Raw genomic sequence first — 25,044 nt, 5'->3', positions numbered from 1 at the left:
TCGAGCAGGACGAGCCGGTGCCGGTCGGTCGGCAGACCGACCTCGGCTTCGCCAAGCTCATGCCGGACATCGACCGCGACGGCGGCTGGCTGCTCACCCTGGACGGCACCCCGCAGTCGTACGTCGACCTGGCCGACCCGACCCACCTGGAGTTCGAGTACACCCGGCGCCTCGGCCACCTCACCGACGCGCTCGCCCCCGCCGGGCAGCCGCTGGACGCGCTGCACCTCGGCGGCGGCGCGCTCACCCTGCCCCGCTACCTGGCCGCCACCCGGCCCGGTTCGCGGCAGCGGGTGGTGGAGGTGGACGGGCCGCTGCTGGACCTGGTCGCCGCGCACCTGCCCTGGCAGGGCCCCGGCGCGGACATCACCGCGACCGTCGGCGACGCCCGCGCGGCCCTCGCCGACGTCCCGGCGGGCTCGCAGGACCTGGTGATCGCGGACGTCTTCCGCGGCTCGCGCACCCCCGCGCACCTCACCTCGGTGGAATTCCTGCGCCTCGTCGCCGCCGCGCTGCGCGAGGGCGGCTGCTACGCCGCCAACCTGGCGGACGGCCCGCCGCTGGCCTTCGCCAAGGCGCAGGCGGCGACGGTGCGCGCGGTGTTCCCGTACGTCTGCCTGGTGGCCGAGGCGTCGGTGCTGCGCGGACGCCGGTACGGCAACGTGCTGCTGGCGGGCTCGACGGCGCCGCTGCCGGAGGCGGAGCTGGCCCGGCTGTGCGCGGGCGACATCTTCCCCGCCCGGCTGGTGGCGGGGGAGGACCTGGCGGCCCTGGTCGGCCGCACCGCCCCGGTGGCGGACGCCGACGCCACCGACTCCCCGCCCCCGCCGGACGGCGCCTTCAGCGTGGGCTGAGCCCGCGCCGGGCCACCGGGTTTGAGGTCTCACCCTCGCCACCCGTACGCGCATGCCCGCCCCCACCGCCACGGCCGTCACCGCCACAGCGTGAGAAGTCGACGGGCCCGACTCCTCGTGCCGCGGCCCCGCCCGCAGCCGGTCGGTGCGTCGGCGCGTCGGCGGATCGACCGGTGCGGCCCGGGTGTCAGAATCGGCGGGTTCATGCCCGAGCGCGGAGCGCGCGCGTGGGGCGCGCACGAGGCACGTCGAAGGAGCGAGCGATGACTGGCGGCGTGGAGCGGCCCGAGCTGGGGGCGGTGCCGGAGACGGCCCTGTGGACGCTGTGGCACCGGGCACTGGAGGCCCGGCGGCCGGACACCGTGCTCCACGATCCCAAGGCCGTCGAGCTGGTGGACCGGATCGACTTCCCGTTCGCGCAGCGGTTCGGCACCAGCGGGACCCAGGCCCAGCTCCAGGCGCTGCGCGCGGCCTGCTTCGACCGCGAGGTAGCCGACTTCCTCGCCCGGGAACCGCGCGGCACCGTGGTCTGTCTCGGAGAGGGCCTGGAGACCCAGTACTGGCGGGTCGACAACGGGCGGGCCCGCTGGCTGAGCGTGGATCTGCCCGAGCTGGTGGCGCTGCGCGAGAAGCTGCTGCCACCCGGCGAGCGCCAGCGGTACCTGGCCGCCGACGCCACCGAACTGGGGTGGGTCGACGAGGTGGACCGCAACCACGAGGTACTGGTCAGCGCACAGGGCTTGTTGATGTACCTTCCGCCGGACCGGGTGAAGGCCCTGATCGCGGGTTGCGCCGAGCGGTTCCCGGGCGGGTCGCTGGTGCTGGACGCCGTGCCGCGCTGGTTCAGCCGACTCACCCTGACCGGGAAGATGCGCGCCCACGGCTACCAGGCGCCGCGGATGCCGTGGGCGATGGACGCGGGCGAGCGGGACAAGCTCCGCACCGCCAGTCCCGCGGTGGTGGCGGTGCGGGACGTCCGACCGAGCGGCGGACGCGGACTCGTCGGCGCCCTGCTGCCCCTCGCGCTGGCCGCTCCGCCCCTGTCCACCCGCCGTCCCTCCGTCACCGTCCTGGACTTCGCCGAGCGGCCGAAGGAGCCATAGACCGAAGGAGCCGTAGACCGGAAGCCCCCGAGGCAGGAGAGGCCCCCAAGGCCGGAGAGGCCGGAGAGGCAGAAGAGGCCGCCCGCCCGTTCCGGGATCCGGAGCGGGCGGGCGGCCTTCGGTGCGTCGTTCAGCCGAGCTGCGTCGTTCAGCCGAGCTGCGTCGTTCAGCCGAGCTGCGTCGTTCAGCCGAGCTGGGTCGGCACCGGCTGGGACTTGCCGAGGGAGGCCACCCCGGCGGGGGTCAGCGCCTGGTCGAAGACCTGGACGTCGCTGATCCGGCCGGATGCGTACTCGCCGTAGCCGCCCTGGTAGAGACGGCGGCCGAGCTGGAGCGGTCCGCCGGCGTTCCAGACGGTTCCGGTGTAGTCGGCGGTGCCGGCCGCCTGGCCGTCGACGTACAGCCGCAGTTGCTGCCGGCCGGCGTCGTACACGCCGACCAGGTGGAACCAGGTGTTCGCCTTCGGGCTCAGCGTGCCGTCGTCAGGACCGTAGGCGCTGGAGAACGCGCCGGTGGTGTCGTCCGCGTGGGCGCGGCCGAGCGCGAAGGCGTGGGCCGAAGCGGAGTAGTACAGCTGGAGGCCGTTGGCGCTGGTGCCCGACTGGGACACGAAGGTGGAGTTGTTCTTCAGGTCGGACAGGTTGACCCAGGCCGAAACGGTGTAACTGATGCCGGTGTTGAGGACCGGACCGGGCGTGGCGGCGTACGCCGACGAGCCGTTCAGCGCGAGCGCGCCTCCCTGGGCGGGGTCGGTGCCGGGCGTCGCGCCGCCGGCCGGGGTGAGGCCGTTGGCCGGGCGAACGCTGTCCGTGGTGTCGGCGAGCTTCCACCAGTCGACCGGCTGGTGCAGGTAGCCGATGGCCACCGGGCTGCCGAAGCGGGCGGTGCCGCCGGCGGGCGCGGCACCCGGGTAGGCGACGATCTGGCCGCCCGTGGTGGTGGCGTAGAGCGCCGGGTTGCCGGTGCCCTGGGCGTCGCCGGGTGAGCCGACGGTCGGGTACTCGCCGCCGCCGACGCCGAGCGGCAGCACCGGCCGGGCGGCGGGCAGCGCGTTGCCGGCGGTGGTGGCGGCCCAGTTCTGGCCGGGGGAGGCCGTGCAGTCCTGGATCACCAGCCGGGTTCCCGGGTTCTTGTTGCCGGACGGGTCCGTGAGGCAGCGGCCCGAGGCCGGGTTCTTGAGGGAGCCGGGGTTCGGGCCCGGCACCCACTGCTGGGCGTCGGTGTTGTTGCAGGTCCAGAGCTGGACGGCGGTGAGGTTGTCGGTCCGGCCGCCGGAGACGTCCAGGCACTTGCCGAGGACGTGCAGGGTGTTGTCGGTGCCCCGGGTGACGGTCTGCGCGTTGGTGGCGTTGCAGCTCCAGACCTGGGCGGCGGTGCCGTTGACGGTCCTGGCGTGGTCGATGTCCAGGCAGAGGTTCTTGCCCGGGCCGCTCAGGACGGCGGAGGTGAGCGCTGCGCCGGCCGGTGCCGGGATCGAGCTCGTGGGCACGCCGTCGGCGAAGGTCAGCGGGTAGCTGAGGACCGCGCCGGTGGTGTTGTCGCGGGCCCACAGGGTCGGTGTGCCGCCGACCTTGCCGGGGGCGAGCAGGGTGGTGCCGGACCAGTCGCCGGTGCCGATCCGCACGCCGGCCGCGAGGTTGCAGCCGGCCTGGAAACTGCCGGGGTAGTACCAGAGTTCACCCTTGTCGACGGTGATCAGGTCGGGTGCGTCGGCGAGTTGGGCGAGTTTGCCGGGGGCCAGGATCTGGCTGACGTTGTTCCAGGTGCCGTCGCTGCCCTTGGCCGGGCAGCTGTCCGAGTTCCTGATCGCGAGTACGTTCTGGGTCAGGGTGAAGCGGCCCGTGGTGCCCCCGGAGGTGGTGGCGTCGTTCGGGTAGAGGTAGAGCTGGTGGGTCGCCCTGTTGAGGGCGAACAGGTCGTCGGTGTTGCTGCCGGTCGCGGTGCCCCGGTGGGCGATGAGGTAGTTGTTCCAGCCGGTGCCGTCCGGGCTCTTGTCCTTGGTGGAGATCACCTGCGGCGCGGCGGCCGGGTTGCTGTCGCCGCGTACGAGCATCAGGTCGCCGTCGGTGGTCGGGGCGGCGAGGTCCGGGACGCCGTCCCCGTCCAGGTCGCCCTGGGCGACCTTGGCGGCCGGGTTCCACGGCGCGAAGAAGCTGTACTGGGCGGCGGTGGGACGGGTGTTGCCGGCCGCGTCCACGGCCCGGACGTAGAGGGTGTGGGTGCCCCACTGGGCGGCGCTGAGCGTGATGGGTACGTCGGCGGTCGCGCCGCCGCCGCCGGTGGGTGTCGCGGGTACCCAGGTCGCGCCGTTGATGTCGGTGTCGAGCGCGTACTCGAAGCGCTTGATGCCGCTGCTCAGGCAGCTTCCCGCGCAGTCGGCCGGCACCGGGTCGGCGGCGGTGACCTTGACGCTCACGCCGCCGTCACCGGCGTGTCCGGTGGGTGCGGCGGAGCCGCCGAGCGGCGGGAAGACGGGGGAGTCGGCGACGGCCGGGACGGTGGGCGGGGTCAGGTCGACCCTGAAGGAGCAGGTCGGTGAGACCGGACCGGTGAGCGTGCCGTCCTCGGCCTGGGCCGACCAGCTGTACGGGTGGCCGTCGCTGACGGTGAATCCGAGGTTGGTGCGGACGGTGCCGCCGGGGGAGACCCAGTCGCTGACCGGCTGGCTCTTCGCCGCCCCGCCGGCCTGGGTGTCCCACACCTTGAACCGGGCGCGCAGGTTGACGCCGCTCATCCGGGTGGTGAGGCGGGCGGTCAGTGCGATGTCGGAGGCGGTGCCTGCCGTGCCCGAGTTGCCGATCCAGCCGGGCTGGCCCTCGCAGCCGTTGCCGTCCGGGTTGTGGGCGGCGGGTGCGGTGCCGAGCGCGTCGGGCTGGTTGGGGGCGATGTCGAAGACCGTGGTCAGGTACGGGTTGCGGTTGAACCGCATGTAGTCGTCGTTGTCGTCGGACTTGGACTCGTTGCCGTAGAGGCCGAAGGTCCAGGTGTCGGCGTGCCCGGCGAGCTTCGTGATCTGGCCGGTGACGTCGAAGCCGACCTCCTGGTTGCCGCAGCCGCCACCGCCGTTGGCCCTGGTCGGGTACTGCGTGCCGAGCCAGCCGTCGCCGGCCACCGAGGGCTGGTTGTCCCAGTTGGTCGAGGAGGAGATCCGGCCGACCGTGGCGAGGCGGACCTGGGACTTCCTGGTGCAGTCCCAGGACGCGGCGTAGGTCTCGGTGAGGTGCAGCACCGACTTGGAGATCACCATGTCGCTGCTGAGGTTGCCCAGGCCGACCTCGTAGAAGGAGCGCTGGAGGCCGTAGCAGTCCCTCCAGTGCTGGTAGCCGATGCCCTGGCCGTTGTCCTGGGCGGTGTCGTAGTACGTGTTGCCCGGGCAGCCCTCCTGGACGATGGTGTAGTGGCTGGTGGTGCTGGTGACCGGGCTGACCGCGGGGTCGATGTAGAGCGGCCAGACGGTGTTCGGGCCGGTCAGCAGTCCGGCGTCCGGGGTGAGCACCAGGGAGTTCCGCTCGGCCTTGGCCCCGATCGGGCGGACCTGTGCGTCGCCTCCGGGCCGGTGCTCGGCGGGGGCCTGGGTCGGGGAGCCGGTGGTCCGGCCCGTCGAGTCCCACATCACCGGTGTCGGGGCGGTGAACGCGGCCGTGCCGTCGCCGTCCTGGGCGGTGATGGCGCCGTCCGGCCCGGTCGCGAGTGAGAGGCCGTCGGTGGTGTGCGTGGCCAGCCGGAGCGAGGTGAGGGCCGGGTTGGCGGCGGCGGTGGCGTCGTGGACGACCAGGACCTCGCGCAGGCCGCCCTGGTCGCTGGCGGTGACGTCGAGGTCGACGCCGGGCAGGACGCCGCGGTAGCGCGCGCTGTCGCCGCTGACTTCGGGGACCGGCAGGTCGGCGGGGAAGGACAGGGCCAGACGGCGGCCCTTCGGGTCGGTGAGGGTGGCCAGCGGGCCGGAGCCGCCGCCGGAGAGGGCCAGGCCGGCCGGCGTCGCCTTCGGGGAGAGGGTGCCGTCGGCGTTGTGCGCCAGGCTCGCGTCGAGCGGCTTCCACGTGCCGTCCCGCTTGACCCGCACCGGCTGGAGGTGCGTGGTGAGGGTGAAGGTGCCGTCGGCGTTCGCCACCGTGTCGGCGGTCTCCGTGGTCAGCGCCTCCACCGGGACCGGGCGACCGGACTCCCGGGCCGTCGTCGAGGCCGCTTCCAGCGGTGTCACGGCCCTCGCGCCGGCCGTCGTGGCCGGGGCGGCGGGGGACGGCTGACCGCCCGCCAGCGCCGGCCCGCTGCCTCCCAGGAACAATCCGGTGAGTGTGGCCGGTATCACCACGGCGCGCGTGAGTATTCGCGCCGGATGGTTCCGGGCGCGGGTGATTTCCCCCATGAGGTCGCCCTTTCAGGACAGCTGGGACGGCGGCGGGTCACGCCGTGATGTTCTTCACAACCGGACGCCCCGTCGGCCGTCGAATGTCGGATTTGCATCGCATTTGGTCGTGTTCATCCGGCTGTATCAGCCCAGGTGGAAGCGCCGGGAGAACCCCCGGCGGTCTGGTTCCCGGGTTGCTCTTTGCCGGTGAAACAGTTGTGGCAATACGGTGCCGAACGATCATACGTATCGTCAGATGTTCGCGTCCTGTGGGCATCTGAGAGGTTCTTGTTCGACAGGGGGATAGTTCGGCATGCGATCAAAGCTGCGCCGGATCCACGGTCCCCGCGCGCGTGCCCTGGCACGACGCGGGACGGTCGCCGTCGCGACAGCGGTGACCCTTTCGCTGCTGACACCGATGGCAGTGGCCGAGTCGGTCGTCGGCGGCTACCACTACACCGACAAGGAATGGGCGGCCGACCCGCTGCCCGACCTTGCCAAGGTCCCGGGCCGTCCGGTGAGCGGCTCGGGGGCGAAGCCCGCGCCCTTACTGACGCCAGGGGCACGGGAACTGACGGTGCACAAGCCCGTCGCTCCCGTGTGGCCGACCGCTTCGACGGTCACGGTGGACCTCGGCGCGGCGGCCGGCGGAGCCGAGCGGACCGCCACGCCCGCGGCGCTCAAGGCCGACGCCAAGGCCGACGCCAAGAACGGGTCGAAGCCCGAGGTCAAGGCCGGGGCGTCCCCCGTGTCGGTGGCCGCCGCGGAACCCTCGGCGGTCGGCACCCGGGCCCGCGCGCCGGTGAGCCCGTTGGCGCCGATCGCGCCGGTCTCCTCGGTGCAGGTGCGCACGGCCGACCACGAGCAGGCCAAGGGCATCGGCGTGGACGGGCTGCTGGTCGGCCTGGAACGCGCCGACAAGGGATCCGGTGTCGGCGGGGTCTCCGTCTCGCTGGACTACCGCGGCGTCGAGCAGGCGTACGGCGGCGGGTGGGCCTCCCGGTTGCACCTGGTCGCCCTGCCGGGCTGCGCGCTGACCACCCCGGAACTGCCCGCCTGCCGGGTGCAGAAGCCGATCGAGTCGGTGAACGACCCGGCGGGGAAGAAGCTCACCGCCACCGTCGCCCTGCCCTCGGCGGCCCAGGCGTCGAAGCCGGCGAGCCTGTTCGCCTCGCGCTCGGCGCTCGCCGCGCAGTCCTCGCCCGGTGTGGCGGTGGCCGCGGTGGCGGGTGGCGGCGGCTCGCAGGGCGACTACGGCGCGACCTCGCTGTCCGCCTCGGGCGCCTGGTCGACCTCGTCCTCCGGCGCGTTCACCTACCGCTATCCGATCACCCTCCCGCCCGCCCTCGGTGGGGTTTCGCCGCTGGTCGCGCTCTCCTACGACTCGCAGGCGGTGGACGGCGAGACCTCGGCCCGCAACTCGCAGTCCTCGTGGATCGGTGACGGCTGGGCGTACAGCCCGGGCTTCATCGAGCGCTCCTACAAGTCCTGCAAGAACGACGGGATCGAGGACTCCGGCGACGAGTGCTGGGCCGGGTGGAACGCGACCATCTCGCTCGGCTCGCACAACGGCAAGCTGATCCGCGGCGCCGACGGGATCTACCGCCTGCCGAACGACGACGGCACCCGGATCGAGCGGCTCACCGGCGCGGCCAACGGCCTGTGGGACGGCGAGTACTTCAAGGTCACCACGACCGACGGCTCCTCGTACTACCTGGGCCTCAACCACGCCCCCGGCACCACCTCGGACGGCGCGACCAACAGCGCCTGGGGCGTGCCGGTCTACCATCCGAAGTCGGGCGACCCCTGCTACGACTCCGGCAAGGGCAACGACTCGCGCTGCGACAAACCGGTCGGCTACCGCTTCAACCTCGACTTCGTGGTCGACGCGCACGGCAACACCCAGCGCTACGACTGGGCCACCGAGTCGAACCACTACAACATGGGCTTCGGCCAGGTCGCCAAGAACGGCGACGGCGGGACGATGACCCAGTACACCCGTGGCGGCCACCTGACCCAGGTCTCCTACGGCTACCTGCTGGCCGACGCCCAGGCGGGCCGCGAGCCCTCGGCCAAGGTCGTGTTCGACGCCGCCCAGCGCTGTACCACGTCGGACAGCGTCTGCCAGGCGTCCAACCTGTCCAAGGACACCGCGACCAACTGGCCGGACACGCCGTACGACCTCACGTGCAAGGCCGACGACAAGACCAAGGCGGACGGCGACAACACCGACGGCGTCTGCCTGATCGGCGGTCCGACCTTCTGGTCCACCTACCGGCTGAAGTCGATCGACACCAAGGTCCGGGTCGGCAGCACCTGGCAGGACGTCGACAGCTACGAGCTGAAGCAGGTGTTCTCCGACGCCGGCGGCACGATGGACCCGGTCACCGGCAAGACCCAGGACCCGAAGACGACCGGCGCCCTCCAGTCGGTGATGTGGCTCTCGCAGGTCGTGCACACCGGCAAGGACACCTCGGCGGGCGGCACCGGCAGCCTCGCCCTCGACCCGGTGAGCTTCGTCGGCGTCGAGATGGACAACCGCGTCGACGGCCTCGATCCGGCGGCCCCGCCGCTGTACCACCCGCGCATCTCCAGCGTCCAGACCGAGACCGGCGAGTCGATCGCCGTCTCCTACCGGGCTCCGGAGTGCTCGCGCGAGAACAACCGCATGCCGTCCTCGGCCGACAGCAACACCATGGGCTGCTACCCGGTGTTCTGGAACACACCCGGCGGCAAGGACCCGATCGCCGACTGGTTCAACAAGACCATGGTCGCGCAGGTCGCCGAGAGCGACCGCACCAAGGCGGGCTCCCCGGCCAAGGTCACCGGTTACGCCTATAGCGGCGGCGCGGCCTGGCACCGCGACGACTCCGACCTGACCGACGACAAGCACCGGACCTGGAACGAGTTCCGCGGCTACCGGACCGTCACCACGACCACCGGCGCGGCGCCCGACCCGATCACCCAGACCGTCGTCTCCTACCTCCAGGGCATGGACGGCGACTACAAGGCCGACGGCACCCAGCGCAGCGTCAAGCTGGCCAACTCGCTCGGTGAGCAGACCGTGGACAGCCCCTGGCTGGCCGGCACTGCCCAGGAGACGGACGGTTACACGCAGGCCGGCGGCACCGTGAACCGCAAGGTGCTCACCGACGCGCCCGGCACCACGGTCACCGCGACCGCGACGCGCACGGCGTGGACCTCGGAGGATCCGGCGCCCGCGAAGCTCTCCACGCTGCCCGACCAGACGGCCCGCCGGGTCCAGTCCACCGGCACCCGCTCGATCGGCCTGCTCTCCGACGGCACGTGGCGCACCACCCAGTCGAAGCAGGTGAACGACCCGCTCGGCCGCCTCTCCCAGGTGGACGACAAGGGTGACCTCGCCGACCCCTCCCAGGAGAGCTGCACCACCACCACGTACGCGGACGCACCGGCCGCCAACCCGCTGCTGCTGACCGTCCCGGACGAGACCGTCACCGTCGCGGGCCCCTGCGGCACCGCCGAGAGCGCCACCACGACGCTCTCGCACAAGCGGATGTTCTACGACGGCGACGGCAGCATCGCCAACCCCGGCACCTTCGGTACCGTCGGACAGAACGGCTCCACCCTCGGCCTGGTCACCGCCACCCAGGCGGTCACCTCCTACGACGCCAAGGGCAAGCCGGTCTTCCAGACCATCGGCGCGGTGAGCTACGACAGGTACGGGCGCGTCATCCGCAGCCGGGACGGCGCGGGCGCGGCCACCACGACCAGCTACAGCCCGGACAGCGGCACGCTGCCCACCACGATCTCCACCACCAACCCGCTCGGCTGGACCTCCAGCAGCACCGTCGCGCCCACCCGGGCGGCGGTCACCCACGCCGTCGACTCCAACGGCCGCGTCACGGACGTCATGTTCGACGCGCTCGGCCGCCGGACCAGGGTCTGGTTCCCGGGCCGGAACAAGGCCACGCAAAGCCCCGACAAGATCTTCTCGTACGCGGTTCACGGCGCCGGCGACAACCCGGACCCGAACAGCGTCCTCACGCAGTCGCTGCGTGAGGACGGTTCCTACAGCGTCAACGCGAGCATCTACGACGGGCTGCTCCAGCTGCGCCAGGACCAGGCGACCACGGCCGACAACTCGGCGGGCCGGCTGGTCTCGTCGAACTTCTACGACTCGCACGGCTGGAAGACCGCCTCCATCGCCCCGTACTCGGATCCGGCGAACGCCCCGGGCACGACGATGTGGGCGGAGGCCGACAGGACCGGCCCGTCGGTGACCCGCACCCGGTACGACGGCCAGGGCCGTGCGGTCACCTCGGAGTTGGACTCCTTCGCCACCGTGCTGTGGCGTTCCTCCAGCACCTACCGGGGCGTCGACCGGGTCGACAGCACCCCGCCGGGCGGGGGCAAGGCCACCACGACCTACACGGACGCGCAGGGCCGGACCACGGCGAAGGTGTCCCGTGACACCACCGGTGACAAGACGCTGGCCGCCAACTCGGTGATCCGCTCCGGTAGTTCCGAGATCTCCGGCAGCGTCCGGCTCGCCGTGCAGGCCGACGGCAACCTGGTCCTGACCGCGCTGACCGACGGCAGGACGCTCTGGTCCTCCGGCACCACGGGACACCCGGGCGCCTACGCGACCGTGCAGGCCGACGGCAGCTTCACGGTCAAGGACCCCAAGGGCACCCAGCTCTGGTCCAGCAACACCGCAGGTCACACCGGCGCGTTCGTGAAGGTCCAGAGCGACGGCAACCTCGCGGTCTACGACGCGGGCAGCACCCTGCTCTGGTCCAGCGGTACGGCGAACTCGGTGGCCACCGCCGACATCACCACCCGCCTGACCTACACCGCCGCCGGCAAGCCGGCCACGATCAAGGACACGGTGGGCAACACCTGGTCCTACACGTACGACCTCCAGGGCCGGAAGCTCTCGCAGACCGACCCGGACGGCGGCACCAGCACGACGAGCTACGACCCGATGGGCCAGGTCGCGACCACCACGGACGCACGCGGCCAGACGCTCTCCTACACCTACGACCCGCTGGGCCGGAAGACCGGCGAGTACGCGGGCAGCAACACGGGCGACCCGTCGAAGCTGCTCGCCGACTGGAACTACGACAGCCTCGGCAAGGGGCTGTTCTCCTCCTCGGCCCGCTACGTCGGCGGCAAGAACGGCAGTGCGTACGTCAAGCGGATCGACGGCTACAACGCGGTCGGCCAGCCCACCGCCACCTCGGTGGTGATCCCGGCGAGCGAGGGCAAGCTGGCCGGTACCTACAAGGCCTCCGCCGCCTACACGGCCAACGTCAACCTGCTGGCCTCCACCACCTACGGCACCGAAGGCGGCCTTCCGGGCGAGACGATCGGGTACGGCTACAACCTCGAGGGCGGGCTGTACAGCATGGGTTCGCCCAGCACGCCGTACGTCGCCACCACCAACTACAGCCCGCTCGGCCAGGTGTGGCAGACCACCATCGGTGCGCCCGCCAAGCAACTACGCACCGCGCAGACCTACGACCAGGCGACCGGCCGACTGGCCACCAGCCGGGTCACGCTGCAGAACAACACGGCCAACCCGATCAGCAACCTCACCCTCGGCTACGACGAGTCCGGCAACCTGACCACGGTGTCCGACGTCCAGTCGAGCGGCGGCACCGACCGGGCCACCGACACCCAGTGCTTCACCTACGACGCACAAGACCGGCTGGTCACCGCCTGGACGGACACCAAGGGCATCACCGGCGCGAGCCCCGGCCAACTCGCCCGGTGCACCTCGGCCAAGCCGAGCCCGGCCACCGTCGGCGGGCCCAACCCCTACTGGCTGGACTGGCAGTTCAACCAGCTCGGTGACCGCACCCAGCAGGTCAGCCACGACGTCACCGGCAACGCGGCCAAGGACACCACCCAGACCATCACCTACCCGGGCGCCGGCGCGGCGACCGCGAACCAGCCCAATGCGGCAGCCACCGTCACCATCAGCAACCCGACCACCGGCACCACGGTGCTGACCCCCGCGTACGACAAGGCCGGCAACACCACCGGCCGGGTCACCACGGGCGCGAAGGCGAGCAACCAGACCTTCACCTACGACGCCGAGGGGCGCACGCAGAGCGCCACCACCGACGGCAAGCAGGCCGGTTACCTCTACGACGCCGACGGCACGCTGCTGCTGCAGCGCGGCGCGGGCCTCAACACGCTCTACCTGTTCGGCGGTGTCGAGCAACTCAACCTCGACACCGTGGCCAACACCGTCAGCGGCCTGCGCTACTACCGGGCGCCCGACGGCACGACGATCGTCCGCTCCAGCAAGGGAGGCGTCAGCTACCAGCCGGCCGGCCGCCAGGGGACGGCCCAGCTCCAGATCGACGGCTCGACGTCGGGGATCACCCGGAGGGCCTTCGACCCCTACGGCAACCTCCGTGGCGCCAACCCGGCGAACTGGGCCGACAACCACGGATTCCTCGGCCAGCCGGTCGACACCACCACCGGACTCAGCCTGTTGGGGGCCCGCCACTACGACCCGGTCACCGGTCGCTTCCTCAGCGTCGACCCGGTCTTCGAGGTGGGCGACGCCAACCAGATGGGCGGCTACGCCTACGCGGCCGACAACCCGACCACCGGCTGCGACCCCAGCGGCCTGTGGTGGGGCGAGGACTGGTTCGACGACGCGGCGGAGGGCACCGAGGAGTTCTTCGTCGGCGTGGCCGACTCGATCGTCGGCGAGCCGTACGAGTGGGCCGTCGACGGCACCGTGGACTTCTGGAACGGCTGCGCCGACCTCTACAACGAGTGGGTCTACGAGGACAACTCCTGGATCATGCCCGAGGCCGGGCACCTGGACTACGTCGACGACACCCCGGTCGCGGACCTGTTCGGCATCGACACCGACTCCGACGCCTACATCGCGGGGCAGATCACCGGCACGGTCGGCTCGATCGCGCTCGACGGATACGGCCTGATCAAGGCGGCATCGGAGGGTTACCGGGCGTACAAGGCCGCGGACGAGATCGACGAGGGCGTCAGCTGGCTGAAGCGGCTGCTCAGCGATGACGAGCCGATCGCGACCGATCCCGACCCCGCACCCACCACGCCCAAGGGTGAAGCCCCCTCCAACCCGAAGAGCGGGACCAGCAAGGAGCCGAACACCGAGCCGGGCGGTGGCGGCAAGTCCGCCGACGCGGAGGCGGCGGGGGACACTCCGGCCGCCTCGAACGGCCCCGCCGAGGTGCCGAGCGCACGCGGTGAGGCCGGCGGGCCGCCGCCCGTCGTGGAGGTCGACCGGGCGGCGGGCGACTGGTCGCAGGCGGAACGGCTGGCACAGGCGACTGAGCGGCTGCCCTCCTTCGCGGTCTTCAGCCGGAGCTCGAAGACGGCCAACCGGACCTACGCGGCAGCGATCAACACCGAGACCGGTGACATCGCACTCGCTTCGTCCGGCGGTGTCGCACCGGGCGTGTCGTACTGTGCGGAGGGCAACGCGCTGCGGGCACTGGGCGGGGACCCGTCCAAGGTCATCTTCACCCCCGCGTTCCAGGTGCAGCGGGCGGAGGGAGCGTTGACCGCGATGCCCAAGCCGGTGTGTGTCCGTTGCCAGGCCGACTACGCTCCGTCCAACTTCGTCCCCGGTACCCGGGGCGCACCCGGTGGTCCGTGGGGACATCAGTGACGGCCCGTCGGGCCCGAGGAAAGGTGATGAAGAACGTGGAACTCGTCGACATCGAGGTCGGCCGGTACGACTGGGACGCCCTGCACTGCGGGTGCGGTGCTCCGGCCGGCCATCTCGCGGGCGAGCTCGTGCGCCTCGCCCGGGCGGGCTCGGAGGAGGAGGCCGGTCTCGACGGCATCGACGGCCATGCGTGGATTCCGTCGGTCGTCATGGAGCCGTCCGTGCCGGTCGTCTCCGTCGCCCTCGCCGCGCTCGCCGACGACATCTCGCCGGCGGCCCGGCGCTCCTTCCTGGAGATCGTCCTCAACCTGGTCGGGGACGACGGTCAGTGGGAGGGCGCGACCGCGCAGGGGAGGAACCTCCCGGAGGAGTGCCGGCACGCGGCCCGGGCCGGCCTGTGGACGCTCTACGCGGAAGTCCTCTCCGGGCGCTCGCTCGACTCGGCCGGCCACGCCTTCGAGATCCTGAGCCTGGTCGAGGACGACGAGGCGCGCCTGCGCCGCTTCCAGGAGGCGGCCGGCGACCGGCTCCCGTGGGACGTCCGGCTCTGACACCCGGCACACACGGCAGCCCCGGCGCGGAAACCTCCGCGCCGGGGCTGCGTCGTCGCATCCGGTACGCGTTAAGGGGCTCCGCCCGAGGTCAGAGGCACTTTGCCGAATCTTGAAGAAATGCCGGTCGGCCTGGAACCATGGTGTGCGGCCGCACGTCGTAACCACGGGTGAAGGCCGGGGGGACAGGCCGCCCGGCACGTTACGCTGCCTTGAGGGGGAGCGGCGCCGTGCCGCCATCGGACAACTGCCGGGACCGGCCGCGCTCCTCGGGGCGCGCGACCGGTCCTGACCTGCCACGGAGGTACTGGCCTTGCACATCGACACCTGGATCGAGGGCATTCCACCGACCGCGGTGTACGCCGTGGTCGGTCTGATCATCGGCATCGAATCGCTGGGCATCCCGCTGCCCGGCGAGATCGCCCTGGTCACGGCGGCCCTGATGTCGGTCAAGGGTGTGGTGAGCCCCTGGGGCGTGGCGGGCGTGGCGATCGCCGGTGCGATCATCGGCGACTCGATCGGCTACTCGATCGGGCGCAAGGGGGGCAAGCCGCTCTTCGAGAAGCTGGGACGCAAGTTCCCCAAGCACTTCGGGCCCTCGCACCTGGCCACCGCGGAGCGCTCCTTCCAGAAGTGGGGCATGTGGGCGGTCTTCTTCGGCCGCTTCATCGCCCTGCTGCGCATCTTCGCCGGTCCGCTGGCGGGTGCGCTGAAGATGCCGTACTGGAAGTTCCTGATCGCCAACGTACTGGGCGGCGTGGTCTGGGCCGGCGGCACGACGCTGCTGGTCTACAAGGTGGGCAAGAGCATCGAGCCGTGGCTGGCCCGCTTCTCCTGGGCCGGCCTGGCGGCGGCGCTCGTGATCGGCGGCCTCTCGGCCTGGATCATGAAGCGCCGGGCCGCGAAGACGCACGCCAAGATCGAGGCGGAGCAGGCCGCCGCGGCCGCGGCAGCCCCGGCGGAATGACCTCGGACTGACGGAGGACGGCTGACGACCGTCCCGGAGCCATCGGGCCCTCGGAGTAGCATCGGCGGAGTACCTGCCGATCTTGCACTCTGGAGGGCCCGATGACGTTGCAGCCGACGTGGGACGCCGTGGACGCGTACTTCTCCGAGCAGCTGGTCGGGCACGATCCGGTGCTGGAGTCCGCAGCGGCCGCCGCCGACGCGGCCGGGTTGCCGAAGATCGCGGTCGCCCCCAACCAGGGCAAGCTGCTGCACCTGCTGGCGCTGACCCAGGGCGCGAAGCGGATCCTGGAGGTCGGCACCCTCGGCGGCTACAGCGCGATCTGGCTGGCCCGCGCGCTGCCCGCGGACGGCACCCTGATCACCCTGGAGATCGACCCCCGGCATGCCGAGGTGGCACGCGGCAACCTGGCCGCCGCCGGGCTGGAGAAGGTCACCGAGGTGCGGCTGGGCCCGGCCGCGGACTCGCTGGCGGCGCTGGTGGAGCAGGGCGTCGCCCCCTTCGACCTGGTCTTCATCGACGCGGACAAGCCGAGCAACCCCGAGTACTTCCGCCGGGCGCTGCAGCTGACCCGCCCCGGCTCGCTGATCGTCGTCGACAACGTGGTGCGGGCCGGCGCGGTCGCCGACGCCGACAGCACCGACCCGGCGGTGGTCGCCACCCGCGCCCTGCACGAGCTGATCGCGGCCGAGCCGAGGGTCACCGCGACCTCGGTGCAGACGGTCGGCAGCAAGGGCTACGACGGCTTCACGCTCGCCCGCGTGCAGAGCTGAGCCTTCCCGTACAGCCCGTGCGGCCCGTAGCGCCAGCACCACCCGTACCGCCCGTACCACCAGCAATACCAGTACCACCGAAGAACGGAGACATCGTGCGGATCGGACTTCTGGGCACCGGCCCCTGGGCGGAGCGGGTGCACGCGCCCGTCCTGGCGGAGCACGCCGGACTGGAGTTCACCGGCGTCTGGGGCCGCCGCCCGGAGGCGGCCGAGGTGCTGGGCGCGGCGCACGGAGTCCCCGGGTACGCGGACCTCGACCGGCTGCTGGCCGAGGTGGACGCGGTCTCCATCGCGCTGCCCCCGTCGGTGCAGCCGGGCCTCGGGGTGCGCGCCGTCGAGGCCGGCTGCCACGTGCTGCTGGACAAGCCGGTGGCGCTGACGGTGCCGGACGCCGAGGCGGTGGCCGCGGCCGTGCGCGAGCACAAGGTCGCCTCGGTGGTGTTCTTCACGGTGCGCTTCGGCGGCCCGCAGATCCCCTGGCTCGAGGAGCAGGCGGCGCTCGGCGGCTGGTACACCGGCCGCTCGGACTGGCTCGGCTCGGTGTTCGCGCCGGACAGCACCAGCCCGTACGCGGCCTCGCCGTGGCGCAAGGAGAAGGGCGCGCTGTGGGACGTCGGCCCGCACGCGCTGTCCGTCCTGCTGCCGGTGCTCGGCGACGCCACGCAGGTGACGGCGGTGGCCGGACCGCGAGACGCCGTGCACCTGGTGCTGCGGCACGCCGGCGGCGCGTCCAGCACGCTCGCGCTCAGCCTGACCGCGCCGGCCGCGGCAGGCGGCACGGGGATGGAGCTGCGCGGCGAGCACGGCGTGGTGCAGCTGCCGGAGCGCGGCGAGGGCCCGCTGGCCGCACTGCACCGGGCCCTGGACGCCCTGCAGGACTCGGCGGCCACCGGCGAGCCGCACCCCTGCGGTGCCGACTTCGGCCTGCGGATCGTGGAGATCCTCGCCGCCGCGGAACGCTCACTCGCCGTCGGCGGCTCGGTGGAGGTCTGAGGACGGTCCGGGCAACGGCGGGACGAAGGGCGGGACACCTCGGTGCCCCGCCCGCCGCCGTCCGTGCGCTCGGGCCCGGGGCCCGCCGTCCGTGCGCTCAGGCCGGGGGGAGGGGCGGGCGGGTTCCGCTCGGGCGGCGGTCGGTGGGGCGGGCCGGGGGGATGACGGGGGCGCGGAAGTCGCGCGGGCCGGTCCACAGGGCGGGGACGGCATCGCTGCGGCGGGCCAGTTCGTACGCCAGGGCCTCGTAGTTGACGCGCCAGCCGTGGAAGTGCGGCCAGGCGTCCTCGATCGGGCGCTCGCGGGGGAAGCCGGCTGCCGTGATCATCGCGACGGCGCCCAGGTACTCGGCGTAGGTCAGCCGGATCGGCACGTCCGGGTCCGGGTCCGGGTCGAAGGGGATCCGCAGCGAGCGGGCGATGTCGCGCATCGCGGTGAACCCGGCGCGGATCACCAGCCGGGCCTCGGCCGGGGCCGAGCGCGGGCACAGCGCGAGGTGCAGGGCGGCGGCGTCCATCACCGCGATCAGGCCGACCACCCAGCTGCGGTTGGGCTGCGGTGAGCGGAAGGACAGCAGCACCGGGTAGTTGGAGTGGCTCTCGCCGATGTCGGCGGCCAGGCGCTCCCAGTCCCGGTAGAGCTGGGGGAGCGCGTTCTCGGTGTCGACGAGGGACTGGCGGGCCAGCAGCTCGGGCCCCCAGGCGGGTTCACCGGCCCGGGACTGCAGGAGCGTCACCTCGGTCTCGCGGCGCTGGTAGGCGGCGTAGAGGGTCGGCAGGTAGGAGATCTGCAGCGCGACCACCAGCGGGCCGCTGGCAGCGGCCATGAAGTCGATCGCGGAGAGCTGCAGCCGCTCGCCGCTCGCGTAGCCGAGGGTGAAGAGGCTGGATCCGGCCTCGCGGATCGAGATCGACCAGTTCAGGTCGGACGTGCCGTGCAGCAGCAGCGTGTACGCGGTCAGCATTCCGCTGAGCCACAGCCCGAGCATCCCCAGCAGCACCAGCGGCGCCAGCCAGGTGAGCGCCCGGTCCTGCGCGCGGTAGCCGCCGAACGGCGCGGCGGAGAGCCGCAGCACGCCCCGGAGCACCGCCCAGAGCCGGTTCACCAGGGACGAGTAGAGCCCGCGCGGGACGACCAGGGTGCGCAGGATGCTCCCGACGACCAGCAGGAGCAGCAGCGCACCGATCACGGTGTGGATCAACCTCATGGGCGCCATTCTCCACGTGGCGCGCGGTATGACCATGATCACACCCCGCCCCCGCCCACGTTCTGCGGTCCCCATCGCGTCTATCCGACAGGGGGTCGACCAACGAGCGAATCGGAGAGCGGACTGTGCGTGCACAGCGAGGCGGCGGGGCCGAGGAGGAGCAGCCCGGAGGCCGGCGACGGCGATGGCGGCCGGTGCGGCGGATCGACTACCCGCGCCGGGGGCGGCGCGGGGTCCGCCGCTGGCTCCCGTCCTGGCGGCAGCTGCTCCTGCTGGCCGGGGCGGGGGCCTGCGCGCTGACCGGGCTGCTCGCCTGGTTCTTCGTCACCACGAAGGTGCCGGAGGACCTGAACTCCTTCGCCACCCAGCAGAACAACGTGTACTACTGGGCGGACGGCACCGAGATGGCGCGCATCGGCGAGACCAACCGGCAGGAGGTGCCGCTCGACCGGGTGCCGCAGCCGGTGCGGTGGGCGGTGCTGGCCGCGGAGAACGAGACCTTCTACTCGGACCCGGGGATATCGGTCACGGGCATCGGCCGCGCGGTCTGGCAGCTGGTCTCCGGCGGCGACACCCAGGGCGGCTCGACCATCACCCAGCAGTACGTCAAGAACATCTACCTGAACCAGCACCAGGACTACTCGCGCAAGCTCAGGGAGGCCGTCATCGCGATCAAGCTGGATGACCGGATGAGCAAGGACGACATCCTCGCCGGCTACCTCAACAGCAGCTGGTTCGGTCGCGGCAGCTACGGCATCCAGCGCGCCGCGGCGGCGTACTACGGCAAAGACGTCTCGCAGCTCGACGTGAGCGAAGGAGCCTTCCTGGCGGCCCTGTTGAAGGGCGCCGGGCAGTACGACCCGGCGCTCGGCGCGGAGAACCACGCGCGGGCCGAGGAGCGGTGGTCCTGGATCCTGGACCGGATGGTGGAGGTCGGAAAGCTGTCCGCCGGCGAGCGCGCCCGGTACACGGTCTTCCCCGAGCCCAAGCCCCAGCCGAAGTCGGCGGGCCTCGGCGGGCAGGTCGGATACCTGGTGGACATGGCCCGGGCCTACGTGGAGGGCCACAGCGACATCACCCCGGCCCAGCTGGACCTCGGCGGCCACCAGATCTACACCACCTTCGAGAAGTCCAGGGTCGACGCCCTGGTCACCGCGGTGCAGGAGGCCACCAAGGGGATCGACCCCGACAACCGCGAGGCCGACCGGCTCCTGAAGGTCGGCGCCGCCTCCGTGGCCCTCGACGGCAGGATCGTCGCGCTCTACGGCGGCCCGAACTACCTGAAACAGGGCTTCAACAACGCCAACACCTCGACGGTGCCGATCGGTTCGGCCTTCACCCCGGTCGTGTACGCCGCCGGGCTCAGCCAGGGCGTGCAACGCGAGCGGGGCGGCAAGCGGACCCAGGTGACGCCCACCACCACGTACAACGGCGACAACGGGGTGAACGTGATGACGCCGGAGGGCCCGTACTGGGGGCGGGACGGCAAGATCGTGAAGACGGCCAACGACGGCAAGCGCAACTGGGGGCAGATCTCGTTGCGCGGCGCCGTCGAGCAGTCCGTCAACGGGCCGATGGTGCAGCTCGGCATGGACGTGGGCCTGGACCGGGTCCAGAAGACCGCCGCCGACCTCGGCCTGCTCCCGGGCAGCATGGGCGAGTTGGTGCCGGCCTTCGGGGTCGGCAACTCCACGCCCAGCGTGATCCGGGCGGCCGACGCGTACGCCGCCTTCGCGGCGGGAGGCACCCGGACGGACCCGTACTCGGTGCTCAGGATCACCCGCAACGGCGAGCCGCTCGCCCTGCGGCTGCCGGCCGCCGCGCAGGTGCTGCCGGCGGCGGTGGCGGGGGAGGTGGACGCCGCGCTCAAGGGGGCGGTCCGGGGCGGGAGCTCGGCGTCGGTGGCGGAGGCCGGGCCGGACCTGGCGGCGAAGCCCGGCACGACGGCGGACCGTACGGCGGGGTGGTCCGTCGGCTACAGCGGGCAGCTCGCGACGGCGGTCACGGTGTTCAGGGCGGATCTGAAGGACATGAAGCTGCTGTCGCTGGAGGGGCTGGGCGGGGCGGCGCCGGACGTTCCGGACTCGGCGCTGCCGACGCGGATCTGGACCTCGTACATGAAGGCGGCGGGAGGGCGGTAGGCCGAGGCGATCGCGGGGCCCGCGATGGAGCGGGCCCCGCGGTGCGTGCTACTTCACCAGGCGCGGCCAGTCGGCCGGCTGCCCCGGGTCCAGCCGGCGCAGCTTGTCGAGCACCGCGGGGTCCTGGGCGTCCAGCCAGTCGGCGACCTGGCGGAAGGAGACGCAGCGGACCTCCTCGCGCTTGCAGACGCTCTTCATCACGTCCTCGACGGCCTGCATGTAGATGCCGCCGTTCCAGTCCTCGAAGTGGTTACCGATGAAGAGCGGGGCCCGGCTGCCGTTGTAGACCCGCTCGAAACCGGCGAGGTAGCTGTCCCGGGTCTCCTTCTCCCAGGCGTCGAACTTCTTCGGATCGCCCTTGGTGGTGTTCCCGGACTGGCCGGCGAGGAAGTTGAAGTCCATCGAGAGGCTCTGGGAGGTCTTGCCGGGGGAGGGGAGCAGCTGCAGCGGGAAGTTCCAGATGCCCTCCTTCTTGACCGGCCAGACCTGGAACTCGCCCGGGGAACTGGCGTCGTAGCGGAAGTTCGTCGCCTTCTCGGCGGCGAGCAGGTTCTTCTGGCCCTCCAGGCAGGGGGCGCGGCCGCCGACCAGCTCCTTGGTGTAGTCGAAGGGGAGCGGCGGGAGGTTCTTGAAGCCGGTGTTGGTCTTCCAGTTGGTGACGAACGAGACGGCCTGGTCGAGCTCGCTCTTCCACTCCTCGGTGGACCACTCGCCGCCGCCACCGGGCTGGGGGCCGCAGAAGTGCCCGTTGAAGTGGGTGCCGATCTCGTTGCCGTCCAGCCAGGCCAGGCGCAGCTGTTCCAGGGTGTCCTTGATGTGGGCGTCGGTGGCGAAGTCGATGGACGCGGAGCCGGCGTCGTGCTGCGGGGGGTGGTAGAGCGTGCGCTTCGACTTGGGCAGGGTGTAGATGCCGCTCAGGAAGAAGGTCATCTGGGCGTTGTTCTCCATGCCGAGCTTGCGGAAGTGCGAGAACTGGCGCTCGTCTCCCTCCAGCGCGCCGTCCCAGGAGAAGACGACGAACTGCGGCGGGCGCTCACCGGGTTTCAGCTTCTCGGGCTTGGGCTGTTTGGGCTGCGGCCCGGTGTCGGAGGTGGAGCCGTCGCCGAGGACCTTGACCTGGCCGTCCCAGGTGGGGGCGGGGGTGGTGGCTGGGGTGGTCGGGGTGGGGGTCGGTGCGGGGCTCGCGGGCGTGGTGCCGGCGGCGGACGGTCTGCTCGTCGTGCCGGAGCATCCCGTGGTCAGGGCGAGGGCCGAGACGACCCCCACCACCAGCAGACCGGTCGTGCCGCGAGCAATCCGCACCGTACCTCCGTAAATCGCCCTACAGTTCGATCGTTGGAACACCTTGATCGACGCTCGAGGGATCGGAGGAGGTTGCCTCGGACAACTCGGCTACCTCGTGCTGGTCCTGAGGTTCCGTCGGAAGGCGACAGCGGCCGCGACGGTGTAGAAGCGCCTGATCCGGTCCGAGGAACCGGGGACGCGGAGGAACTCGTTGTGCTCGCGATCCCAGAGCCCCCAGCACTCCAGCATGACGAAGTGCGGGCTCGTGGAGTCGATCACGCGGATCTCGAACCTGAGGGCGTTGTCGGGGACATCGTGGCCGGTCATCGCCGGTTCGCCACCTGGATGAACCCGGAGGCCTTCTCGACGCGCTTCGCGAAGTCGTCGAACTCGCCCTCGATGGGGGAGATGGAGGACTTGGAGGGGACGAGGATCGCGCCGGCCTGCCCGTCCTGGACCCGCCGCAGGGCCGCCCGGAGCATCGGCCGGTGGTCGGGCCCCTTCCGGTCGACCTCGTCGTCCACGACGATCAGGTCGATGCCCCAGTCAAAGGCCCCGGCGTAGGCGTCGCACACGGCCAACTCCCTCTCGGGGAAGTGGGAGTTGCTCTTGGCCAGGTACAGGACGACCTGGTAGGCGCTGCGACGATGCGTGCGCAGCTCGATCACCTGGCCGAGATGGCGACCCGGCCTCATGTGATCCTTCAGGTCGCTCCGTTCGGCCTGGCGGAACACGCCCCATTCCGGTCCGTCGTCACGTTGTTGACGCTCGCCGATCGTTCTGTGGTCGGATACACGGAATCCGCGGATCAGGGCTACGTCGTGCGTGACGACAGGACTGTCAGGGGGTGGGAAAGGGCCTACGATCGGTTGAGGGCGGAAGCGCTGACCAGAGCAGCTTCCCTTGACCTGATCCGCAAGGCCCGAGAGGAACTCTGACTCATGACCCGCCAAGATCTGTCCGGTGCTTCCTGGTTCAAGTCGTCGCATTCCGACAACGGTGGCACGTGCGTAGAGGTCTCGGCGGACTTCCCCGGCGTCGTTCCCGTTCGTGACTCGAAGGACCCGGAGGGGCCCGCTCTCGTCTTCCCCGCTGACGCCTGGCGATCCTTCGTCGCCGCGACCGCCGCCGGCGAGTTCGGCGGCATCTGACCACCGCCGCACGGCTTGCCGGGCACGTGATCGACATCACGTGCCCGGATTGAAACCCTGTCATAACGCCTGTCGATCTCTTCACTGGAGTTGAGATCGACAAGCGCGCAGGGGGACATCACCATGGCAGGGCGCCGACAATCACGTCCGCAAGGACTTCTCATGACCGGCGCTTCCTCCCCGGCGGGGGCGTGGCATGGGTGAGTCCACGGCGGCGAAGGCCGTCCGCAAGCTCACCGGGATGTGGTGGCCCGACGCCGACCCCGACAAGCTCCGCACGGTCGCCGACGCGTGGGAGGCGATGGCCACCGCCATCGACAACGTCACCGCGCCCACCAACCAGGCCGCGGCCGCCATCGTCGCGAACAACCACGGCCCGGCGATCGACGCCTTCGGCAAGTTCTGGGGCCAGTACTACGGCGGCAAGGACAGCGCGGGAAAGGGCAAGGGCTGGCTCCCTGATGCCGCCGACGCCTGCCGTAGCCTCGCCAAGGCACTGCGGGACTTCGCCCACGAGGTGGACAAGGCGATCAAGAAGCTGGAGGAGGAAGCCGCGATCGTCGGCGCCACCCTGGTCGCCGGCACCGCCCTCGCCTTCTTCACCGCCGGAATCTCCGAAGGCGTCGCCGTCACCGCCGCCGCGGGCATCGTCGCCACTGCGGCCGGCCTCGGTGTCGCGGTCTCCGAGACCATCGCGATGATCGCCGCCACCGTCCTGGTCGGCGCGGCGTTCGGCGCCATCGAGGCTGTCACCGTCGACCTCGCCGTCGCCCAACCGATCCGTGTCGAATTCTTCGACGACGGCGGTTACAGCCTGAAGGAGGCCGCCGACTCCTACGAGGCCGGCGGCATCATGGGTGCCGCCGGAGGCGGCCTCGGCGCCGGCGGGCGCGTCGTCGCCAATGCCGCCGAACGTGCGGAAAGCGCCTCCGTCGTCCTCGCCGGCCTCGCCAAGGTCGCGAACGCCGCCGACACCCTACCGGGCCGGATGGTCACCGGCGCCGGCCTCAGCTTCGGCTACGACGCCGAGTTCAAAACCGGCCCGGTTGCACCCCTGGATGTCGTAGTCGGTGGGGTCGGCGGTGCGGCAGGACCGCGCGGACGTCCCGGCGATAGTGCTCAAAGTGGCCCAAAACATGCCAAACCCACTGAGCTGCCTATGCCCGGCAAGTTGCCGCTTGAGTACATTGAAGATCACCCGAGCATCGACAAGGTGGAAACGGAGCTGGCGCGCGTACCGGACCATATCTTCGACAAGGTCTGGGACTACCTGAAAGAGGTGCCGGGTGGCGGGGTCAGCATCGGCCCCAGGCCCATCACGCAGCTTCCGGGGGGCTACCATCTCGCCGGCGTCAACCCGGTTGGAGGCACTTCACCGGCAGAATACATACCTGGCATGTATGTGCCCGGCCAGCGTAGACTCCTGGTCAATTCAACTGCCGAGACACCCAGTAGTGTTGCTGTCCATGAGTTTGGGCACGCGGTCGATGACGCCTATGGCAATCTGAGTCGCCAGCCTGAGTGGCAGCATGCGCAGCAGCAGGTCATGGACCGGATTGGCAGCAATCCAAATTTGGATGCGTACCTTCGCCAGCCGCACGAGTACTTCGCCGAGGCGTTCAATAACTGGACCGCCAAGACGCTGGACACATTCACGTACGGTGACCGCGAGGCGGCGCAGATTCTGGAGGAGTATTTTGAGCGAGCATTCTGAGAGCGAGAGCTACCACGTCACCGGGAACCCGATGCTCGACGCCGATGGCGTCACCATTTGGCAACGGTACGGCGGAAAAGCCCCGGAGGGGTACTTCTACGACGGGTGGCACAAGTTCGAGCCGGGGGACCCTCGCTACGATGAGCTGCTCCCGGCGGCACGGCAGAATCCGCAGGTTGTTGCAGAGAGCAAGGCCCCGGCTCACCCCGAGACCTTGGCCAAGCTGAAGGAGATGCGGCGAAAGACGCGGGAGCGGAACGCGGGGCAGTAGCCCCCCGCCTCGTGTCGCCACCCGACGACCC

Annotated in this window: 17 protein-coding genes; 12 read left to right on the top strand and 5 right to left on the bottom strand. The window is 71.3% G+C overall.

Features of this window, described 5'->3' with window-relative positions; all coding sequences use genetic code 11:
- The first annotated feature begins 59 nt into the window (after positions 1-59).
- Together ACZ3TI_RS21555 and ACZ3TI_RS21550 are read left to right on the top strand one after the other, a co-directional pair.
- Positions 60-854 (top strand): spermidine synthase, encoded by a 795-nt coding sequence (locus ACZ3TI_RS21555; protein ID WP_465728744.1) that lies wholly within the window; start codon positions 60-62, stop codon positions 852-854.
- Positions 855-1,117: 263 nt separating this feature from the next.
- Complete coding sequence (locus tag ACZ3TI_RS21550) at positions 1,118-1,957, top strand: class I SAM-dependent methyltransferase (RefSeq protein WP_465728463.1); 840 nt, start codon at positions 1,118-1,120, stop codon at positions 1,955-1,957.
- A gap of 184 nt (positions 1,958-2,141) precedes the next feature.
- Here ACZ3TI_RS21550 and ACZ3TI_RS21545 read toward each other — a convergent pair whose 3' ends face one another.
- Positions 2,142-6,242, bottom strand: a complete 4,101-nt coding sequence (locus ACZ3TI_RS21545; RefSeq protein WP_465728461.1) for a LamG-like jellyroll fold domain-containing protein — start codon at positions 6,240-6,242, stop codon at positions 2,142-2,144.
- Positions 6,243-6,723: 481 nt separating this feature from the next.
- Here ACZ3TI_RS21545 and ACZ3TI_RS21540 point away from each other — a divergent pair, with 481 nt between their 5' ends.
- From ACZ3TI_RS21540 to ACZ3TI_RS21520, 5 genes are all read left to right on the top strand, one after another.
- Positions 6,724-13,959 (top strand): RHS repeat domain-containing protein, encoded by a 7,236-nt coding sequence (locus ACZ3TI_RS21540; RefSeq protein ID WP_465728459.1) that lies wholly within the window; start codon positions 6,724-6,726, stop codon positions 13,957-13,959.
- Positions 13,960-13,985: 26 nt separating this feature from the next.
- On the top strand, positions 13,986-14,510 hold the full coding sequence (locus ACZ3TI_RS21535) for a hypothetical protein (protein WP_465728457.1): 525 nt from the start codon (positions 13,986-13,988) through the stop codon (positions 14,508-14,510).
- A gap of 313 nt (positions 14,511-14,823) precedes the next feature.
- A complete protein-coding gene (locus ACZ3TI_RS21530; RefSeq protein WP_465728455.1) occupies positions 14,824-15,477 on the top strand; it encodes a DedA family protein in 654 nt (217 codons plus the stop codon).
- 101 nt (positions 15,478-15,578) lie between these two features.
- Positions 15,579-16,250 carry an O-methyltransferase gene (locus ACZ3TI_RS21525; RefSeq protein WP_465728453.1) on the top strand — a complete coding sequence of 224 codons (672 nt, stop codon included), beginning with the start codon at positions 15,579-15,581 and terminating at the stop codon, positions 16,248-16,250.
- A 95-nt stretch (positions 16,251-16,345) separates the two neighbouring features.
- Entirely contained in the window at positions 16,346-17,245 is a 900-nt protein-coding gene (locus tag ACZ3TI_RS21520; RefSeq protein WP_465728451.1) for a Gfo/Idh/MocA family protein, read from the top strand.
- A 97-nt stretch (positions 17,246-17,342) separates the two neighbouring features.
- Here ACZ3TI_RS21520 and ACZ3TI_RS21515 read toward each other — a convergent pair whose 3' ends face one another.
- The gene (locus ACZ3TI_RS21515) at positions 17,343-18,452 is read right to left on the bottom strand and encodes a hypothetical protein (RefSeq protein WP_465728449.1); all 1,110 of its coding nucleotides are present in this window, start codon (positions 18,450-18,452) and stop codon (positions 17,343-17,345) included.
- Between the two features lie 125 nt (positions 18,453-18,577).
- Here ACZ3TI_RS21515 and ACZ3TI_RS21510 point away from each other — a divergent pair, with 125 nt between their 5' ends.
- Positions 18,578-20,593, top strand: coding sequence for a transglycosylase domain-containing protein (locus ACZ3TI_RS21510; RefSeq protein ID WP_465728447.1), 2,016 nt, complete (start codon positions 18,578-18,580; stop codon positions 20,591-20,593).
- 48 nt (positions 20,594-20,641) lie between these two features.
- Here the strand turns inward: ACZ3TI_RS21510 and ACZ3TI_RS21505 are convergent, their stop codons facing one another.
- The 3 genes from ACZ3TI_RS21505 to ACZ3TI_RS21495 form a co-directional block, all read right to left on the bottom strand.
- Complete coding sequence (locus ACZ3TI_RS21505) at positions 20,642-21,895, bottom strand: polysaccharide deacetylase family protein (RefSeq protein ID WP_465728445.1); 1,254 nt, start codon at positions 21,893-21,895, stop codon at positions 20,642-20,644.
- 90 nt (positions 21,896-21,985) lie between these two features.
- A complete protein-coding gene (locus ACZ3TI_RS21500) occupies positions 21,986-22,204 on the bottom strand; it encodes a hypothetical protein (RefSeq protein WP_465728443.1) in 219 nt (72 codons plus the stop codon).
- On the bottom strand, positions 22,201-22,572 hold the full coding sequence (locus ACZ3TI_RS21495; RefSeq protein ID WP_465728762.1) for a recombinase family protein: 372 nt from the start codon (positions 22,570-22,572) through the stop codon (positions 22,201-22,203). The genes ACZ3TI_RS21500 and ACZ3TI_RS21495 overlap by 4 nt, the downstream gene beginning before the upstream one ends.
- Here ACZ3TI_RS21495 and ACZ3TI_RS21490 point away from each other — a divergent pair.
- The 4 genes from ACZ3TI_RS21490 to ACZ3TI_RS21475 all read left to right on the top strand — a co-directional run bounded on the left by ACZ3TI_RS21490 (position 22,525) and on the right by ACZ3TI_RS21475 (position 25,013).
- Complete coding sequence (locus tag ACZ3TI_RS21490) at positions 22,525-22,815, top strand: Scr1 family TA system antitoxin-like transcriptional regulator (protein WP_465728441.1); 291 nt, start codon at positions 22,525-22,527, stop codon at positions 22,813-22,815. The two genes, ACZ3TI_RS21495 and ACZ3TI_RS21490, sit on opposite strands and share 48 nt — an antisense overlap.
- 3 nt (positions 22,816-22,818) lie before the next feature.
- On the top strand, positions 22,819-23,028 hold the full coding sequence (locus ACZ3TI_RS21485) for a DUF397 domain-containing protein (protein WP_465728439.1): 210 nt from the start codon (positions 22,819-22,821) through the stop codon (positions 23,026-23,028).
- Positions 23,029-23,224: 196 nt separating this feature from the next.
- Positions 23,225-24,742, top strand: a complete 1,518-nt coding sequence (locus tag ACZ3TI_RS21480) for a WXG100-like domain-containing protein (RefSeq protein ID WP_465728437.1) — start codon at positions 23,225-23,227, stop codon at positions 24,740-24,742.
- The gene (locus tag ACZ3TI_RS21475) at positions 24,726-25,013 is read left to right on the top strand and encodes a hypothetical protein (protein WP_465728435.1); all 288 of its coding nucleotides are present in this window, start codon (positions 24,726-24,728) and stop codon (positions 25,011-25,013) included. Before ACZ3TI_RS21480 ends, ACZ3TI_RS21475 begins: the two co-directional genes overlap by 17 nt.
- Positions 25,014-25,044 lie beyond the last annotated feature (31 nt).

This window comes from Kitasatospora sp. NPDC023120 (assembly GCF_055560835.1).
Note: the sequence above shows the minus strand (reverse complement) of the source record. Positions and strands in the feature narration are given on the sequence as shown.

Coding starts and splice junctions, on each gene's coding strand:
- ACZ3TI_RS21550 (WP_465728463.1), top strand. CDS start 1,118: ATGACTGGCGGCGTGGAGCGGCCCGAGCTGGGGGCGGTGCCGGAGACG.
- ACZ3TI_RS21535 (WP_465728457.1), top strand. CDS start 13,986: ATGAAGAACGTGGAACTCGTCGACATCGAGGTCGGCCGGTACGACTGG.
- ACZ3TI_RS21555 (WP_465728744.1), top strand. CDS start 60: ATGCCGGACATCGACCGCGACGGCGGCTGGCTGCTCACCCTGGACGGC.
- ACZ3TI_RS21485 (WP_465728439.1), top strand. CDS start 22,819: ATGACCCGCCAAGATCTGTCCGGTGCTTCCTGGTTCAAGTCGTCGCAT.
- ACZ3TI_RS21480 (WP_465728437.1), top strand. CDS start 23,225: ATGGGTGAGTCCACGGCGGCGAAGGCCGTCCGCAAGCTCACCGGGATG.
- ACZ3TI_RS21515 (WP_465728449.1), bottom strand. CDS start 18,452: ATGAGGTTGATCCACACCGTGATCGGTGCGCTGCTGCTCCTGCTGGTC.
- ACZ3TI_RS21490 (WP_465728441.1), top strand. CDS start 22,525: ATGCGTGCGCAGCTCGATCACCTGGCCGAGATGGCGACCCGGCCTCAT.
- ACZ3TI_RS21540 (WP_465728459.1), top strand. CDS start 6,724: ATGGCAGTGGCCGAGTCGGTCGTCGGCGGCTACCACTACACCGACAAG.
- ACZ3TI_RS21525 (WP_465728453.1), top strand. CDS start 15,579: ATGACGTTGCAGCCGACGTGGGACGCCGTGGACGCGTACTTCTCCGAG.
- ACZ3TI_RS21495 (WP_465728762.1), bottom strand. CDS start 22,572: ATGAGGCCGGGTCGCCATCTCGGCCAGGTGATCGAGCTGCGCACGCAT.
- ACZ3TI_RS21500 (WP_465728443.1), bottom strand. CDS start 22,204: ATGACCGGCCACGATGTCCCCGACAACGCCCTCAGGTTCGAGATCCGC.